This window comes from Aquirufa echingensis, assembly GCF_042714525.1.
Classification (GTDB): Bacteria; Bacteroidota; Bacteroidia; order Cytophagales; family Spirosomataceae; genus Aquirufa; species Aquirufa echingensis.
In genome coordinates, this window is record NZ_JBBKYA010000007.1 from 23,649 (window position 1) to 40,332 (window position 16,684).

Below are 16,684 nucleotides of genomic sequence, written 5' to 3' on the forward strand. Positions count from 1 at the left end.
TTTATACCAATATGAAAAATATTATTTTAAGCTTCATTTTTTGTGTTATTGCCTTAGTTTCATGCCATTCTAAAGATGAGGCATCCTATTATTTTTCCGATTCAGAACGGGATACTTTACTCACCAATATCATCAGCATTATTAGTGAAAAAGCGCTTTATGCGACGGATTCAACTAAATACCAAGCAAAATTTCGGGCAGAATACGTTGGCAGACTGCCACTTTATCAATTCATTCATCTTGAAAAAGATACTTCAGGAGTCTATCGTTATTTGATCAGTAGACCCGTGGCAGGTCGTAAAGACCTTCTTCGGGGTGTGATTGGTTCATTTACCCTAAAAGCCAATTCATTTGAGATTGATCAGTTTGAAGAAGTTGTTAATACGCCTCACTATGATAAAGAAACTGTCCAAGAACGTGGAGGTTTTTTATTCCGTGAATTCGTAAAAAAGGGACATTTGACAGAATATCTTGCGATGAAACATTATGTGGAATGGCCGGATTCCACCTTACGATATGACAAACAAAAGAGAGCTTGGGTTTCTACCATAGGCCTCTAAAACGATTTTATATTGGTGTAATTAAGAAAATGTCGGCAGGATTCTTGCCGGCATTTCTTGTTTATATAACCTTATATGATTCGCAACTAAAAAAACCTATTGTTAATTTTCGCATAATGTTTCCTTAGTCTTCCTTCGCTATATTTGTTCTTCAACCATCGAATTCGTCATGTTCAAGTATTTGTATTTAGTAGTATTTTGTTTTGTTTGTTTGCCCGCTGTGCAGGCACAAAAAGTTACTGATCATCGGGTCATTGTGATTATGACGGATGGCTTTCGCTGGCAAGAAGTTTTTGGTGGAGTAGATTCATCCATCGTAAAAGTCAAGCGTTTTCATCATGGCGATAGTGCCAACATCATTAAGAACTATTGGGCTCCAGAGCTTAATGTACGTAGGGAAAAATTATTGCCTTTTTTCTGGAAAACGATTGCTAAAAAGGGTCAATTACACGGGAATCGTTCATTGGGTTCTTTGGTCAATGTGGCAAATCCTTATTGGTTTTCCTATCCAGGATATAGTGAGTTGTTGACAGGTCAAGTTGACACGGCTGTTAATTCGAATGAATACCTACCGAATCCTAATACGAATTTCTTTGAGTATTTGAACGGCCTTTCTGCCTATAAAGGGTCTGTGGCTGCTTTCGGTGCCTGGGATGCATTTGATCGTATTTTGAATGAGAAGCGTGCAGGTTTCCCTGTGATAAATGGATATGATGATTATCACGCTTATGCCCAAACGCAATCAAGTGAATTATTATCACGTATGACAAAAGAATCATTTCGTGCATTTGGTGAAGTGGAGGTGTTAGACAACTATATGCATTTTCAAGCGATGGATTATTTGAAAAATAAGAAGCCAAAAGCGATGTTCATTTCATATGGTGAGACAGATGAATTTGCGCATGAAGGGCATTATGGTCACTATCTGAATGCTGCGCATCAATTCGATGCTTGGCTATCTGAAATTTGGAATTTCGTAGAGTCTGATCCTTTGTATAAAGGTAAAACTACGCTTTTAATTACGACTGATCATGGGCGTGGTGATAAGATTAAAGCACAATGGACATCGCATGGTGACAAGGTAAAAGATTGCCATGAGATTTGGTATGCGATGATCGGGGCGAAGGTTCCTGCTTTAGGTGAAGTTCATGGTCAAGAGCAAGTTTATCAGCGCGAATTGATTCATCAAGTTTCAGCACTTATGGGATTGAATTTTCAATCGGCAAAGAAATAAGTTAGGGGGTAGACGCTGGCAGGGTCATGACCCTGCCAGCGTCAGTCTAACGGCCATTCAATGTCTTTATTGCTTCAGTTTATTGATAAAATAGGCACTTGAAATCAAGCAAAGTGCCATTCCTGCGATTCCTAGTAGCTTTACCCAAGTAAAAAACAATTCAGGTATATCGAGATTAGGGAAAATAAATCCAATGGAAAGGAGTAAAACGTTGTATCCTAAATAACCCACGGAGTCTACGATATACATTAAAAAACCGATGTTGGCCTTATGTCGCGTAATCGCAATCATGCGTTCAAAAACGGATGTCGTAATGGTTAAGTATGGAAGGTAAATCCCAAATCCAGTTAATACGATCAGCCAAAAGGGTCCCATGGAATCGATCCCCCAAAATCCAGCTATGATTAAAAGCAGAAATCCTGTTGCAATCGCCAATATACTCGTAAAAAATGCCTTGTAATTGCTTCGTATCAGCACCAAACTGCCATTGATGGCAAGAATTCCCACCGTTACCCAAATTTCCGTTTGAGAATACGTTTCAGGTAAGCTTTTGAAGCCCAGATATTTCCAAATTTCGGGGGCAAAATCAGATCGCATACCACGTAATAATGATGCGAATAAATACAGGATGCTGATTGTAAGGATTCCTGGCCATAGTTGTTTCACCAAATGGATCCGATCAGCTTGATTCATTGGTGTCCTCTCTGCTCGATCCGCCACTTCTTGTTCACTTGGTTTCGGAATGCGCGTCAACATCCATACAAAAAACAATAAAGGCAAGGCATATAATAATCCAGCAAAAAAGGGCATCCATGTCTCAGAAACTCCCCAATTTAAGATATTTATTCCCACAGACTTAGACACTCCATCTGCCAGAATGAAACTGGATCCGAGGGCTGCAATATAAAGTTCCGTATTCTTCTTGCCCTCCAAGAAGCCTTGAATATAGCCGAAAATCATTCCTAATGGAAGTCCATTCATGACTAGGAAAACCAAATTCCAGGGCTTTGGTACAATTCCAAAACCGAGTAAGGCCAATTCGGCAATCAAAATACTAATGAGAATGGCACGTGCTCGTTTTTCCCAAGTGATGGAGGATACAAAAAAGATGCCACACCATTTGGAGAGCATATATCCCGCAATTTGTGAAGAAATTAAGATAGATTTCCAATGGATTCCCAACCAATACTGATCCACATATTGCCCCGCTGTAAAAGGCTTACGAAATCCATAGACACAAAAATAGCAACCGAAAGCGGCCACCATCGACCAAAGCGGGTGCTTTGTCCAATGTGCTAAGGAAAACGATTTATTTTCGCTTGAAATATAGGCGATCATTTGGCGCTTATTTTCAACATTTCCCCGTATGAACTGATGGGGTCAACTTCCAGATTAGGAATTTTAGCTAAGTCATCTATTCGTCGGAGCTGGACTGCTTCGCGATAGAACGGATTGGATTCAAATGCTTGGCATTCTATTGCCGACATGGGGCCACCCTGCAAGGCTAAACTGATTAGGGAAGGCTCGCTTAATTGGCCAAAATATTCGGGTTCTTTTGCACACAAATAACGTTTAGCGTCTACATGCAGTCGCACGGGTTCAGCAACCGCATCAATAAAATATTTTTCCAAGAATCGAAAGCCTAATTCTTCATGTAAATCATCAATGCCCTGCTCGGGTGCATCATCAGGTAAAGCATGAAGCATGTGCCCTACATCATGTAATAAACAAGCAACTATGAGGTGTGCATCATAGCCTTCGGATTTGGCTAAAAAGGCGGCTTGAAGCGCATGCTCACCCTGGGTAACCGATTCTCCTCCGTATTCAGAATCTCCGGCTTTTAGAAAGAGATTTTCTATTTTTTCTATCAATGTGTTCATGGCGAATTTTTACTTAAATTAGCGCCTTCAATGTTGGTATAAAATGGCCTATTGCTTATTTAAAGCACATTTTACGCCGCGATAATGATTTCGTAATATGCCAAATGATGTATCAATCCGGGATGCGAATGCGACGGATTCCGAGGCGCTAATTCTGCTGTTAAATGAGTTGGAAAATAACCAATCGGATCCCTCGATTTTTAATCAAATTCTAGCTAGTTACCTAGCCGATCCGATGACCCTGTTGCGGGTATTAGAAAGTTCGACGGATGGAATCATCGGGTTTGTTTCTTGCAGGGGGCAATACCTATTGCATCATCAGGGCTTAGTTTGTGAAATTCAAGAAATGATCGTCACGGAAGTCCAACAAGGAAAGGGTTACGGAAAGAAGTTGATTCAAGATGTCGTCCAACAAGTACAAAAATGGGGAGCTGTCTCGCTTGAGGTAACATCGAATAAGCGAAGAAAAGAAGCCCACGCCTTTTATCAGGCCGTGGGCTTTCGAAACTCACATGAAAAGTTTACAATCTATTTTTGACCTAAATGCAAAGCGTCCCGCATTTTGGTAAATAAATCGTAGTTGTGATAAATCCCTGAGAAGTTTTCTGCTCCAGGACCAAAAGCGAAAACGGGAATCATTTGCCCCGTATGGCCTTTGGTTGTAAAGGCAGCTTTAACTTCGCCAGTCTTCATATCGCCACCCATCAGTGCCATTCCTCCCGTTTCATGGTCGGCCGTGACAATCACCAACGTCTCCTTATTTTTACGGGCAAACTCCAATACATATCCGATGCTTTTGTCGAAGTCGATCATTTCAGCAACGGCGTAGGGCGCATCGTTCGCATGTCCGCCCCAATCGATTTGAGATCCTTCAATCAAAGCGAAAAATCCTTTGTTGTTTTGCGATAAAAGTTCGATGGCTTTTTTGGTGGATTTTAACAAAGCATCTCCGCGACCCTCCGACATTTTTATCGGATTTTCTGCTGCATATAGGTTAATTAATTTGCCTCGGTGAATGGATTCCATCGAAGCAATATCTCCCAAAACTGCGTAATTCTTTTTACGCAAGGTGTCCAATAAATTTTGCTTGTCTTGGCGCGCCTCAAAGTATTTGCGCCCCCCTCCGATTACCACATCAACATCCGTTTTCAAGAAATCCTTCGCTATTTCTTCGTGCATCGCACGCTTGAATTGGTGAGCGATAAACGAAGCAGGCGTCGCATCTGTAATATCACACGTGCTGACTAGCCCCGTGGATAAACCTTTTTGTTCAGCAAGCTCCAAAAGACTAACACTCGGTTGCTTTAAGGAATCCAAACCAATGGCCCCATTATACGTTTGCTTTCCTATCGCAAAAGCAGTCGCTCCTGCGGCGGAATCTGTCACATAATTGTCTGATGCTTGGTTGCGATGAAATCCAATCACCTTGAATTGCTCTAGATTCAAATGGCCTTTATTCGCAGTTAAGCCGGCATAAATTTGACTCACTCCCATGCCATCACCTACTAAAAACAAGATGTTTTTGGGTTTGTTCTGGGCAAATAAACTGATGCTGCACAAGCAAAAAAGAATAATTTTTTTCATCTTAGAGATATAAATTTTTGATGTAGTTCTGTGTAAAACCCGGGCTCGTCGTCATGCCTTTTCCTCCAATCCCGTTAATAATGTGAATCACATCGTCAATGGTTTTGGTAAATACTTCTGACTCCGTGCCTTGTAAGTAATAACCCGCCCAAGTTTGGTCAACGTCCCATTTTTCTAAATTGGTGATACGTTTAGCTTCGGCTAACATCAACTCATTGATTTCACGGGAAATTTCAAATCCAAAATTAGCACTTTTATGCACAGGTGCATATTCATGTGAATCCCCTAAAATAATGGAGCCATCATCCGCTTGCTTAAAAAGCATGTGAATACCGTATTTTTTGAAAGGTGCATGTTCGGGTTTCGTGCTGAGTTTTTGATAGGATGGGCATGAATGAAAACTCTCGTACCGACGAATCGTAAGCCCAGTTAAGATATTGGATTTTAGAATTTTCTTCTGTGGAGCCAATCGCATCATTTGCAATTTGCACACTTTTAATTCATCGCTCGGATAATGTTCAGGAAAAAGGAATTGAGTATCCCGACCATTCGCTAAAATGACATCATCCGCCCAATAAGTTTTTTTATTGGCGGTAGTCAACATGGCGATACCCCGTTTTTTTTCTACACCAATGACAGGACATAAATTTTGGTAATGAAGCCCCATGCTTTTAATTAAATATTCGCGAACGCGATGAACCATGACCAAAGGGTTTAGTGATGCCTCATCTGGTAAGAATAAGCCCCCTTTGACGTAGTCTTTTTTAAAGTGTGGGTTGATTTCGCTCGTTTCCGTGGCCGTGTATAAGCGATTTTTATAATCACGTTCGTTTAAGAGCTCACTCATTTCCTCGAGTAATCCTAGTTCCTCATCATCCGAAGCTACATACCAAGATCCGTTTGGTACCAAAGAAATATCGAGTTCTTCTTGAAGTTCCTTGTAAATTTTGAGGGACCTTCTTCCATGTTCAAACCAAGTATCCAGCCGCTGTCCTGAAGGAACCGCTTGTCCAAAGTTTCGAAAGCTTGCCTCATAGGGTTGAGCATCTTTCTCTAATAATAGAACACTTTTATTTTTGAGTAGGGCGTGGTAGGCGCAAAATGTGCCTATTACACCTCCGCCGACAATAATCAAATCGTATTTTTTGTTTTTAATCATGTTGAATGAAATCAATTAAATCTGAAATATCATTGAGTAATCCATCGTTCGCATGCTTAGCTAATTGTTCCCGTGTATGCGTTCCATTGCATACACCTAGCGCATAAGCGACTCCTGCATTGATGCCAAATTGTAAGTCGACAGGCGTATCACCGATGTTGATAACGTGTTGTTTATCGGTGATCCCTAATTGGCGCATCGCGTATTCAATCATGTCGGGAGCAGGTCTGCCTTTACCTCCAACTTCGTCTGGCGTAACAGAAAGGTGGATGCCTGATTTATTGTTAATGTTTTTATAGTCTCGATTCAAGGATTGTCCCCAGCCCAATTTGGATAAAATGATATCAGCAACTTCGCGGTAGAAGCCGGTAGTCAAAGCGATGTATATTCCTTGCTTGTGTAAAAATTCAAACGTTTCTAAACAACCTTCTGTGGGTAAAACCGGCTCGGTCCGGTAGTGATTTTCCAGAATGCTTTTGAAGTCTTGAAAGGATTTTTGTGCCAATTCCTCAGTTAGCGGATTGTTCTCGCCTAGCTGTTCGGTCCATAAAGTGCGGAATACCCAAAGTTTGGCATAGCCTTGCAAGGCAAGTATACGTTCATCGGATGAATTTAGGCCATTTTTTAGGGCAGCTTGTTTGAAGCATTTTTCAACTTCATGTTGATCCAGGACGGTTGTTCCCGCCATATCAAAGACTACTAATTTAATTGCTTTCATGGTAATATTTTTTCGAATATCCACATTGGAGATTAATCCATCGTTAGCGCATTGTGATGAAATTGTTAAGCATTTATTTGTTGTATTTTTTGAAGATTAATTGCGCTCTTTTTGGCAATCGTTCAGATCCTTAACAATTCGAAAACATAGGCGCACTTTTCTTAACAATAATTTTGCAAGCACTCTATTTTGGGCTAAAAGGCTTCAACTAGTTTTGTGAAAATTTTTAACAAACAATTCAAAAATGAAAAACTATCTACCCAATTTACTTGTGAAAAAGGGATCGAAACTTGCGTTTTGGTTCGTTTTTGCAATGATTACCTGTTCGGGCTTGGTTACATTAGCCCAAAGTCGTACCGTAAGTGGTACGGTTGTTTCAGCCAATGATAACGCAACAGTTCCTGGCGTTTCCATTCGCTTAAAAGGAAGTTCGAAAGGTACTACTTCAAGTGCTGATGGTAAATTTTCGATCCAAGTAGGCGATAATGCAATTTTGCAATTTTCAATGATTGGATTTGCTGCTAAAGAAGTTTCAGTTGGAACACAGTCAACAATTAATGTCGCTTTAATAACAGATGAAAAGCAATTACAAGAAGTCGTTGTAACGGCCTTGGGTATCAAGAAAGACGTTCGGAAGATTGGTGTAGCTATTCAAACGGTTGATGGATCGAGTCTTGTGAAATCGCGTGAGCCCAATGCTATTAATGCGTTAGCTGGTAAAGTTGCGGGTTTGACAATTGGTGCTCAGCCGGAATTATTACGTAAGCCGAATATTTCCTTGCGTGGTAACTCAACAGTTTTATATGTGGTTGATGGTGTTCCAATCAACTCAGATACTTGGAATATTTCACCTGATGATATTGAAACTTATTCGGTATTGAAAGGAGCTTCAGCATCTGCATTATATGGTTTCCGTGGAAAAAATGGTGCGATTTTAATTACAACGAAGCGTGGGTCGAAAGATAAGCGTGGTTTCTCTGTAGAAGTAAACTCTTCTACGATGATGGAAAAGGGTTTTTATGCAATTCCTGAAGTTCAAGACGAGTATGGTCCTGGCGATCATGGCGCTTATGCTTTCGGTGACGGTAAAGGTGGTGGATTGAATGATGGTGATTATGATGGTGGATGGGGACCTCGTTTTAATGGTCAATTGATTCCTCAGTATGATTCTCCAGTAGATCCAATTACAGGCGTTCGTCAAGGAACACCTTGGATTGCACGTGGAAAAGACAACTTAAAGCGTTTCTTAGAAACAGGTGTTTTATCTACAAACAACATTTCCGTTTCTGCAACGGGTGAGAAATACAATTTACGTTTCTCTACCTCGCATATCTATCAAAAAGGAATTGTGCCAAACACAAAATTGAACATCTCTAACTTTAACGTAACAGCAGATTATAAATTCTCAAATAAGTTGAAGTTTGAGTCTAATTTACAATACAATCGCCAGTATACTCCGAATATTCCTGATGTAAATTATGGTCCTAACTCGATTATTTATAACATCGTTTATTGGGCAGGCGCAGATTGGAACGTAGCCGATATGCGCAATTACTGGCAAGCTGGTAAAGAAGGTACCCAACAAATTTATGCGGAATACCAGCGTTACAATAACCCATATTTCATGTCATATGAATGGTTACGTGGCCATTACAAAAACGATGTGGTTGGTCAAGCATCCCTTCGTTACCAAGTTGCAGACGGCTTAGAAGTTTTAGGTCGTACACAAGTAACAACTTGGGACATGGTTCGTACAGAGAAATTCCCTTATTCAGCGGGTACTTATGGTCGCGATGAACGTCGTGGTGATTACCGTGAAGATCGTCGTTCGTTGTTCGAAAATAATACAGAATTATTGTTGACTTATGACAAAGACCTATTCTCAGGTTTAAATACAAAAGTTACAGCGGGTGCTTCGATGCGTACGTTCCAATACCGTTCAATTTATGGAACAACGGATTACCTAAATGTTCCAGGTTTATACAATTTCGCTAACTCAGCGAACCCTGTAAAAATCGCGAACTTTGGTTCTGAAATGCGCGTATTGTCGGCTTATTACTCTGCTGACTTTTCATATAAGAATTTCTTGACGGTTTCGGCAACAGGTCGTATGGATAAGTTGTCAACATTGCCTTCAGGTAATAACACATTCTTCTATCCATCCGTTGCAGCTTCGACGGTATTAACGGATTACGTGAAATTGCCTGAGGTAATTTCATTCTTGAAATTCCGTGCCTCATATGCAAACGTTAAGGATGGTTTGACACAATCAACGATTGGTAATATGGCTGGAGTTTATTCAGGAGAGAATTATAACTCACCTTATGATGGACCTTCTTACACGAACTCGGCAGTTTATTCGACGTCTTTCGCTTACAATAACCAGACGGCAGCGTATTTTACGAATACCTTGAACAATCCTAATTTGAATCCATCCGAGACTTCTCAGAAGGAAATTGGAATGGACTTGCGTATTTTACAAAATAGAATTGGTTTAGATGTAACCTATTGGAATTCACAAGATGGTCCATCGATTTTCTCTTTGCCAATCTCTTCGACCTCTGGTTACACAGCGGCTTTAGTTAATGGTATTAAAACAGAGAAGAATGGATTTGATATTTCTTTAACTGGAACGCCAGTAAAGACAGCGGATTTTTCATGGGATGTGATTGCTAACTACGGTTCTTACATTGAAAAATTAACAGAGATTTATCCAGGTGTGAATAGCTTGAATACCTTCTTAAAGGTTGGTGATCGTGTGGATAAATTTTACGGTCGTGCATTTGTTCGTACACCACAAGGCCAAATTATTAACGATGCATCAGGCCGACCAATCTACGCGCCAGTTAATCAATACTTGGGTAATTTAAATCCTGATTTTGTATATGGTATCAACAATAAGTTGACATACAAAGGAGTAAGCTTAAGCTTCCAATTTGATGGTCGTGTGGGTGGTGTGATTTCCAACTACACACAAAGACAAGCTTACCGCGGTGGTCGTCACATCGGAACAACAGAAGGTATTTTTGCTGCAGCGCGTCCACAAGATGCCTTGGGTGTTAAGGCATTCGTAGGAGAAGGTGTTCAAGTAAGTAATGGTGTTGCATTGGCATATGACTCGGATGGAAAAGTTACGAATTACGCAGCTTTACAATACGCGCCAAATGCAACAAAGCAATTTGTACAGGATTATGTTTCGCGTTACTATAATTCAGATGAAGGTAACTTGATGAGCCGTACGTTCAGCATGTTGCGTGATGTTAATGTGACTTTTAATCTACCCAAAACTTGGTTTGGTAAATATGTTAACCAAGCTACTGTTTCTTTAGTGGGTCGTAATTTATTGTACTTCGCTGAGAAAAAGGATATTGATTTAAATCAATACATCGGTGATGGTAGCTCGAGCCCTCAAACTCCATCAGTACGTCGTTACGGGGTGAACTTAAACCTTACTTTTTAATCCACATCGAGTCATCGTATATAAATTATATAAAATGAAAATTAAAAATTATTTATTCGGAATCATGGGTGTCGTAGCACTCTCTTTAACAAGCTGCGAGAAACCATTTGATCAGTTGGAATTTGATTCCAACCGTCCAGTTAACGTACCAGCATCGCTTGTATTACAAGGGATTGAAAATAGTTTCTTCAATGATAATGGACGTCCATTCTCAGCAGAGATGCGTTGGAACCAGTTCTATTGTTCAAACTATAACTATTATGCGAATAATGAATATACTTTCGGACAAATGCCTAACCAATATACGACGTTGAAAAACGTAGTAAAAATGGAGGAAGAGGCGAAGCGTGCCGGTTTAGCAGATGTTAATGGCTACTCAGCGTTAGGTAAGTTTTTCCGTGCTTATTTTTTCGATCAAATGTCGAAGCGTGTAGGAGACTTGCCTATGACTGAAGCATTAAAAGGTATTGAAGGAGTTGCCCCAAAGTATGATTCGCAAAAGGCAATTTATGTTCAAATCTTGAAGTGGTTAGATGATTCAAACACAGATTTGACATCATTAATTGCCAAAGGACAAACAGTTTCGGGTGATATCTATTACGGAGGTGATTTGAAAAAATGGCAAAAGGCGGTAAATGCTTATCGTTTACGTGTTTTGATTTCTTTATCTAAGAAAGAGGCGGATACAGATTTAGGCGTAAAAGCAAAGTTTGCTGAGATGGTTACTAATCCGACGAAGTATCCTTTGTTAACTTCAAATGCAGAGAGCTTACAATTTGTTTGGAATGCGTTTAATAAGTATCCATCAAATCCTGACAACTTTGGTTTTGATGCAACACGTCAAAATATGTCTGCGGCTTATGTAGATTTATTAGTTGGCCTAAAAGATCCTCGTGTAATGATTACTTGCGAGCCTGCAGGTTTTGAATTGAAATCAGGAAAGTTGCCATCTGATTATACATCATTCGTAGGTGCTAGTTCTGGTGAGGATTTGGCAGATATGTCATCTAAGGCAGGTATTAGTAATGGAGCGGGTTTTGCCCCAGGAAAATACTCTTTTCAAAATCGTAACCGTTATTACAAGAACTATACAGCAGAGAATACATTCATCGTAGGTTATCCTGAATTGTGCTTCAACATTGCAGAAGGAATTGCACGGGGTTGGGCTACTGGAACGACAGAAGATTGGTACAAAAAAGGTATCCAAGCCTCTCAATCTTTCTATGGCATCAAAGACGGAGCTAACGCAATGGTTTATTCAAAAACAGGTTCAATGGCTGCTGCTGATCAAGTAACTTATAATGTAGATTTTACATTTGCTGACTACTATGCTCAACCAGCTGTTAAATTGGCTACCGATAAAGCAATTGAGCAAATCGTATCTCAAAAGTATTTGTCATTCTTCATGAATTCAGGAATGGAAGCTTATTTCAATTGGAGAAGAACGGGTTATCCTAAGTTTTATACTGGTGTAGGTAATGGTAATTCAGGTCGTATTGCACAGCGATGGATTTATCCAACAACGGAGCGTACGACAAACGCTACGAATTATACGGCCTCAATTGCGAGTCAATATGCTGGCAAGGATGATATCAACGATATCATGTGGTTAATTAAATAAGTTTATAGTTTTCTAAAGTTGATTAGTGATTCTTATCAAGTGGCAGGACATTGTTCTGCCACTTTTTTGGACATAAACAATTAATATTCATGAAAAGAATAATATTTTCTGCCATCGTCGTTTTGGCATTACAGTCTTGTCAAAAAGATGAATTGGGAAATTTTCAAAATGACCCTCAGGTATTTGAATTCAAAGAAGTGGGAAGTATCACTTTGGGTGGGTTAGGAGCTTCAGAAATTTCGGCCTATGATCCAGCTACAAAGAAATTATTCGTCGTTAATAATTCTGATGTTAATCGAATAGATGTGTTGGATTTATCGAATCCTACCTCGCCTAAGTTGGTTTCCAAAATATTAATGGAACCTTATGGCGGTTATGTGAATAGTCTTTCCGTTTCCAATGGAAAATTAGCCGCTGCAATCGAGGCCAAAGTAAAGCAAAATGCGGGTAAGTGTGTCGTGTTTAATACCAATGATTTGACGGAGATTAAGCAAATTACTGTAGGTGCATTGCCGGATATGGTTACGTTTTCGCCTGATGGGAATTTGATTTTAACTGCTAATGAAGGCGAACCTTCTGATGATTATTTAACAGACCCTGAAGGCAGTGTATCTGTCATTAATATCGCTGCGGGTTATTCGGTGAAGACATTAAATTTTGCCGGATTTGAGTCATATGCAGCAATTTTAAAAAAGAAGGGTTTACGTGTTTTTGGGCCTAAGGCAACATTGGTAAAAGATATAGAACCCGAATACATTACGGTTTCAGAGGATTCTAAAACGGCTTGGGTAACCTTACAGGAAAATAACGCAATCGCAAAAATTGATTTGAATCTTCAGGCAATTACGGATGTTTTTCCTTTGGGATTTAAAGATTACAGTGTGGCCAATAATGCGTTTGACTTTTCTGACAAAGATTCGAAAGTTGGGTTTGGTGCTTATGCAAAAGTAAAAGGGATGTATATGCCTGATGCAATCGCTGTTCAAGAAAAGGATGGGATTCCATATTTGTTTACTGCAAATGAAGGAGATGCGCGCGAGTATACTGCTTTTGCTGAAATTAAGCGCGTAAAAGATTTGACTTTAGATTATGCCAATTTTCCTTTTGGTACTGCCTTGAAAGCAGATGCTGTTCTTGGTCGATTAAATGTTACAACGACCTTAGGTGACACAGATGGAGATGGCGATTTCGATGAATTGTATTCTTTGGGAGCTCGTTCAATGTCAGTTTGGAATGGTCTTACAGGTGTTCAAATTTATGATACGCAAAATGAAGTTGATCAGCGTTCCATTGCTGCTGGCTTATATGATGATGCACGGTCTGATGATAAAGGTTCAGAACCGGAAGGTATCGCATTAGGTAAAATTGGAAATCGGACCTATGCTTTCTTAGGATGTGAGCGTACGGATGCGTTGATGATTTTTGATGTGACCAATCCGAGATACCCATCTTTTATTATGACACTTAAAACGGGAGATGCTCCTGAAGGAGTATTATTTGTTGCTGCGGATAAAAGCCCAACAGGTAAGCCTTTGCTCATTGTTTCATCTGAAAATGATGGTCAAGTCAAATTTTATTCATTGTAATATTTAATCGACACGATTGTGAAAAAGTTTATTTATACATACATTTTTGCGCTTACGTTATTTTCTCAAATAGATGTAATGGCGCAAGGGATTCAAGGGAAATTGATTTCCGCGGAAGGTGCGCTTCCTGGGGCTACTGTCCGGTTAAAAGGTTCAAATTTGGCAGCGATTTCAAATGAAAATGGAGACTTTCGTTTGATGCTATCCAAACAAACAAAAGTTGATTTGCAATTTTCATTCATCGGATATGAGAACTTAGATACAACGATTATTCTTTCAAGCAACCTAACTGCTTTGGGTAATATTACGTTGAAGCCAGCAAATAACACTTTAGGTGAAGTCATTGTTAAAGGTTTTGTGGCAGGCTCGCAGTCGAAAGCCTATTCAATCAAGAAAAATGCCATTGCCATCATGGATGTAGTCGTTGCTGATGCCATAGGTAAATTACCGGATCGAAATGCAGCGGAAGCTATTCAGCGTATTCAAGGTGTGGCTGTAGCACGTTATCACGGGGAAGCAGATCAAGCAACGGTTCGTGGTACACCTTTTTCATGGACATCAACGTTATTTAATGGAAGTCGCTTGCCGTCGGCATCTGTCTATGGTACGCGCGCGTCTATTCTTGATGCTGTTCCATCAGAAATGATTCAACGTGTTGAAGTTTCGAAAGCCATTACTCCTGATATGGAAGCTGATGCGATTGGAGGTTCTATTAATTTTGTGACAAAGACTGCGCCAGCAAAACGCGTGTTAAATGTCAGTGCAGCTGGTGGTTACAATGCATTTTCACAAAATGGATCAACGAATGGTTCTTTGACATTTGGTGACCGTTTTTTTAAAGGAAAATTAGGTGTTGTCGTTACCGGGGCTTTCTGGGATCGGAATTGGGGTACGGATTCGTATGATGTTTCATACAACACGGGTTCTGCTGTCGCAATGGATCGCACATCTGTCAATAGCATCATGTTTAAACGCTATATGGGTAAGCGCCAAACCTATGGTCTGACTTATGGAATTGAATACAAATTCAACAACAATCATAAAATTTATTCACGTGGATTATGGGATAAGTTTAATGACATTCGTCCAGTGCACGAGTCTTACGTCGATTATACTAATAAGCGTTATCAATACAATTACCGCTATTCACATTATCAAACTGGATTGAATGGATTTGAATTTGGTGGAGAACATTTTTTTGGAGAAAAACTTAAAGTTGATTGGTTAGCTTCTAGCTACATATCGCGTTTTTATTTGGAAACGCCACCTACAAATGGCACAAAGGGTTTACCCATCTCAACATTTCGTCAGAAAATTAACGGAGGATTTATTGGCTTGTCATCCAATGGAAAGAAATATTGGAATTTCGATTCACCGGATGGTATCGGTCAAGATCCATTGCTTTTTGATCCCATGTTAGCCGATGCCAATGAGAAGATGGATCCAGCCAAATTGACTTTGCAGCAATTGGTAATCTATGGCCTAGATACAGAAGAGGCAGATCAGAATATGCAGGTGAATTTTACCCATGAAGCAAACTCGCAATTGAAGTTAAAAGGAGGTTTAAAATACCGCGTTAAAAACCGAGATGCATCTTTCGGAACAACTGCTGTTTTTGTGCCAAATGCAGCGTTAGGTGTGCCTAATTCTCCCGCTTTAATTCCTTTGTCAACTTTGCCTCGTGAAGAGTTTCCAATTGGTGCTGGATATTTCAATCCATTGGAATTAGATTATTCGGCATTCATCGTAAATCCATTGACTCCTCAAGGATTGTTTGATTTGTATTCGCCGGCAGCTCTGACTGCGAATGGGATGCGTGATGTATCTCCTGCAACCAATGCAACCTTGAAATATAAAGCAAATGAATCGGTCTTAGCGGCTTATTTGATGGCTGAATATAAGCCGACGGATGCAATTACTTTAATTGGGGGAATTCGCTCGGAGTCAACGATGTTGACATTGGATGGAAATAAGCTTTCGACGACGAAAGTTGGTACAGTTACCACTTCGGGTGTAACTCCGATTTCACAGTCAACAAATTATACGAACCTGTTGCCTATGTTCCACGCGAAGATTGCATTGAATGAGAAGTCGAATTTACGTTTGGCCTATACAAGCACATTCTCTCGCGCGAATTTCTCTGACCTGAATCCAGGAGAAAATGTGGATATGACGCAAGCCATTCCGACAATCTCACGTGGAAATACGAGTTTGAAGCCAACTCGGGCGAATAATTTTGATATCATGTATGAGCACTATTTTGACAATTTAGGAATTGTTTCAGGGGGTGTTTTTTATAAGCAATTGAAAGATATCGTATTTTCAAATCGCAGCATGGAAAGCATCAATGGGGTGAATTATATGTTAACTCAAGCTTCCAATATTTCAAATGGTCATTTGTTGGGATTTGAAATCGGTATCAATAAGCGTTTAACATTCTTGCCTGGATTCTTAAGTGGTTTAGGTGTGGAGGCAAATTACACGAATATTCAAAGTGAGGCTTCTGTACCTGTAGTTGGAACCACGCGTATGGATAAAACAACCTTGCCAAATCAGTCTAAGCATTTATACAATGCTATTTTATACTATGAGCGAAATGGTTTAATGCTTCGATTGGCAGGTAATTTCCGAGGAGCTTCTTTGGAGACGATTAACCAAACTCTTGGAAAAGATTTTTATACTTACACGGGTAAAAATTTCACGCTTGATGCTTCCGCGAGTGTACAAGTTAGTAAGCGAATTAAAGCATTTGTTGAATTGAATAATTTGACAAATGAGCCTTTGAAAACGTATTTAGGAGATGAACGTCGCGTGACTATGTTGGAATGGTATTCTAGCAGAGGGCAAGCGGGTGTTCGTTGGGAATTATTTTAATTAGTAAC

Annotated in this window: 12 protein-coding genes; 7 read left to right on the forward strand and 5 right to left on the reverse strand. The window is 39.8% G+C overall.

Annotated elements, in window-relative coordinates:
- The first annotated feature begins 11 nt into the window (after positions 1-11).
- Complete coding sequence (locus tag SKC38_RS12220) at positions 12-560, forward strand: hypothetical protein (RefSeq protein WP_377977430.1); 549 nt, start codon at positions 12-14, stop codon at positions 558-560.
- 169 nt (positions 561-729) lie between these two features.
- Positions 730-1,794, forward strand: coding sequence for a phosphoglyceromutase (locus tag SKC38_RS12225; protein WP_377977431.1), 1,065 nt, complete (start codon positions 730-732; stop codon positions 1,792-1,794).
- A gap of 66 nt (positions 1,795-1,860) precedes the next feature.
- On the opposite strand, the gene SKC38_RS12230 is transcribed toward SKC38_RS12225, so the two are convergent.
- Positions 1,861-3,132, reverse strand: coding sequence for a DUF5690 family protein (locus tag SKC38_RS12230; protein WP_377977432.1), 1,272 nt, complete (start codon positions 3,130-3,132; stop codon positions 1,861-1,863).
- On the reverse strand, positions 3,129-3,674 hold the full coding sequence (locus SKC38_RS12235) for a phosphonate degradation HD-domain oxygenase (RefSeq protein ID WP_377977433.1): 546 nt from the start codon (positions 3,672-3,674) through the stop codon (positions 3,129-3,131). The genes SKC38_RS12230 and SKC38_RS12235 overlap by 4 nt, the downstream gene beginning before the upstream one ends.
- 97 nt (positions 3,675-3,771) lie before the next feature.
- Between SKC38_RS12235 and SKC38_RS12240 the strand changes: the two genes are divergently transcribed.
- The gene (locus SKC38_RS12240; RefSeq protein WP_377977434.1) at positions 3,772-4,212 is read left to right on the forward strand and encodes a GNAT family N-acetyltransferase; all 441 of its coding nucleotides are present in this window, start codon (positions 3,772-3,774) and stop codon (positions 4,210-4,212) included.
- On the opposite strand, the gene SKC38_RS12245 is transcribed toward SKC38_RS12240, so the two are convergent.
- Genes SKC38_RS12245 through SKC38_RS12255 form a run of 3 tightly spaced genes read right to left on the reverse strand, consistent with a single transcriptional unit; the run spans position 4,203 to position 7,135 of the window.
- Complete coding sequence (locus SKC38_RS12245) at positions 4,203-5,258, reverse strand: alkaline phosphatase (protein ID WP_377977435.1); 1,056 nt, start codon at positions 5,256-5,258, stop codon at positions 4,203-4,205. The two genes, SKC38_RS12240 and SKC38_RS12245, sit on opposite strands and share 10 nt — an antisense overlap.
- 1 nt (position 5,259) lies before the next feature.
- Positions 5,260-6,417 (reverse strand): TIGR03364 family FAD-dependent oxidoreductase, encoded by a 1,158-nt coding sequence (locus SKC38_RS12250; protein WP_377977436.1) that lies wholly within the window; start codon positions 6,415-6,417, stop codon positions 5,260-5,262.
- A complete protein-coding gene (locus SKC38_RS12255) occupies positions 6,410-7,135 on the reverse strand; it encodes an HAD family hydrolase (RefSeq protein WP_377977437.1) in 726 nt (241 codons plus the stop codon). Before SKC38_RS12255 ends, SKC38_RS12250 begins: the two co-directional genes overlap by 8 nt.
- Positions 7,136-7,379: 244 nt before the next feature.
- Between SKC38_RS12255 and SKC38_RS12260 the strand changes: the two genes are divergently transcribed.
- The 4 genes from SKC38_RS12260 to SKC38_RS12275 all read left to right on the forward strand — a co-directional run bounded on the left by SKC38_RS12260 (position 7,380) and on the right by SKC38_RS12275 (position 16,676).
- The gene (locus tag SKC38_RS12260; RefSeq protein WP_377977438.1) at positions 7,380-10,595 is read left to right on the forward strand and encodes a SusC/RagA family TonB-linked outer membrane protein; all 3,216 of its coding nucleotides are present in this window, start codon (positions 7,380-7,382) and stop codon (positions 10,593-10,595) included.
- 34 nt (positions 10,596-10,629) lie between these two features.
- Positions 10,630-12,216, forward strand: coding sequence for a SusD/RagB family nutrient-binding outer membrane lipoprotein (locus SKC38_RS12265; protein WP_377977439.1), 1,587 nt, complete (start codon positions 10,630-10,632; stop codon positions 12,214-12,216).
- Positions 12,217-12,305: 89 nt separating this feature from the next.
- Positions 12,306-13,802: a choice-of-anchor I family protein gene (locus SKC38_RS12270; RefSeq protein WP_377977440.1), complete on the forward strand. Its 1,497-nt coding sequence runs from the start codon at positions 12,306-12,308 to the stop codon at positions 13,800-13,802.
- Positions 13,803-13,820: 18 nt separating this feature from the next.
- Positions 13,821-16,676: a TonB-dependent receptor gene (locus SKC38_RS12275; protein WP_377977441.1), complete on the forward strand. Its 2,856-nt coding sequence runs from the start codon at positions 13,821-13,823 to the stop codon at positions 16,674-16,676.
- Positions 16,677-16,684 lie beyond the last annotated feature (8 nt).

Coding starts and splice junctions, on each gene's coding strand:
- SKC38_RS12220 (WP_377977430.1), top strand. CDS start 12: ATGAAAAATATTATTTTAAGCTTCATTTTTTGTGTTATTGCCTTAGTT.
- SKC38_RS12225 (WP_377977431.1), top strand. CDS start 730: ATGTTCAAGTATTTGTATTTAGTAGTATTTTGTTTTGTTTGTTTGCCC.
- SKC38_RS12230 (WP_377977432.1), bottom strand. CDS start 3,132: ATGATCGCCTATATTTCAAGCGAAAATAAATCGTTTTCCTTAGCACAT.
- SKC38_RS12235 (WP_377977433.1), bottom strand. CDS start 3,674: ATGAACACATTGATAGAAAAAATAGAAAATCTCTTTCTAAAAGCCGGA.
- SKC38_RS12240 (WP_377977434.1), top strand. CDS start 3,772: ATGCCAAATGATGTATCAATCCGGGATGCGAATGCGACGGATTCCGAG.
- SKC38_RS12245 (WP_377977435.1), bottom strand. CDS start 5,258: ATGAAAAAAATTATTCTTTTTTGCTTGTGCAGCATCAGTTTATTTGCC.
- SKC38_RS12250 (WP_377977436.1), bottom strand. CDS start 6,417: ATGATTAAAAACAAAAAATACGATTTGATTATTGTCGGCGGAGGTGTA.
- SKC38_RS12255 (WP_377977437.1), bottom strand. CDS start 7,135: ATGAAAGCAATTAAATTAGTAGTCTTTGATATGGCGGGAACAACCGTC.
- SKC38_RS12260 (WP_377977438.1), top strand. CDS start 7,380: ATGAAAAACTATCTACCCAATTTACTTGTGAAAAAGGGATCGAAACTT.
- SKC38_RS12265 (WP_377977439.1), top strand. CDS start 10,630: ATGAAAATTAAAAATTATTTATTCGGAATCATGGGTGTCGTAGCACTC.
- SKC38_RS12270 (WP_377977440.1), top strand. CDS start 12,306: ATGAAAAGAATAATATTTTCTGCCATCGTCGTTTTGGCATTACAGTCT.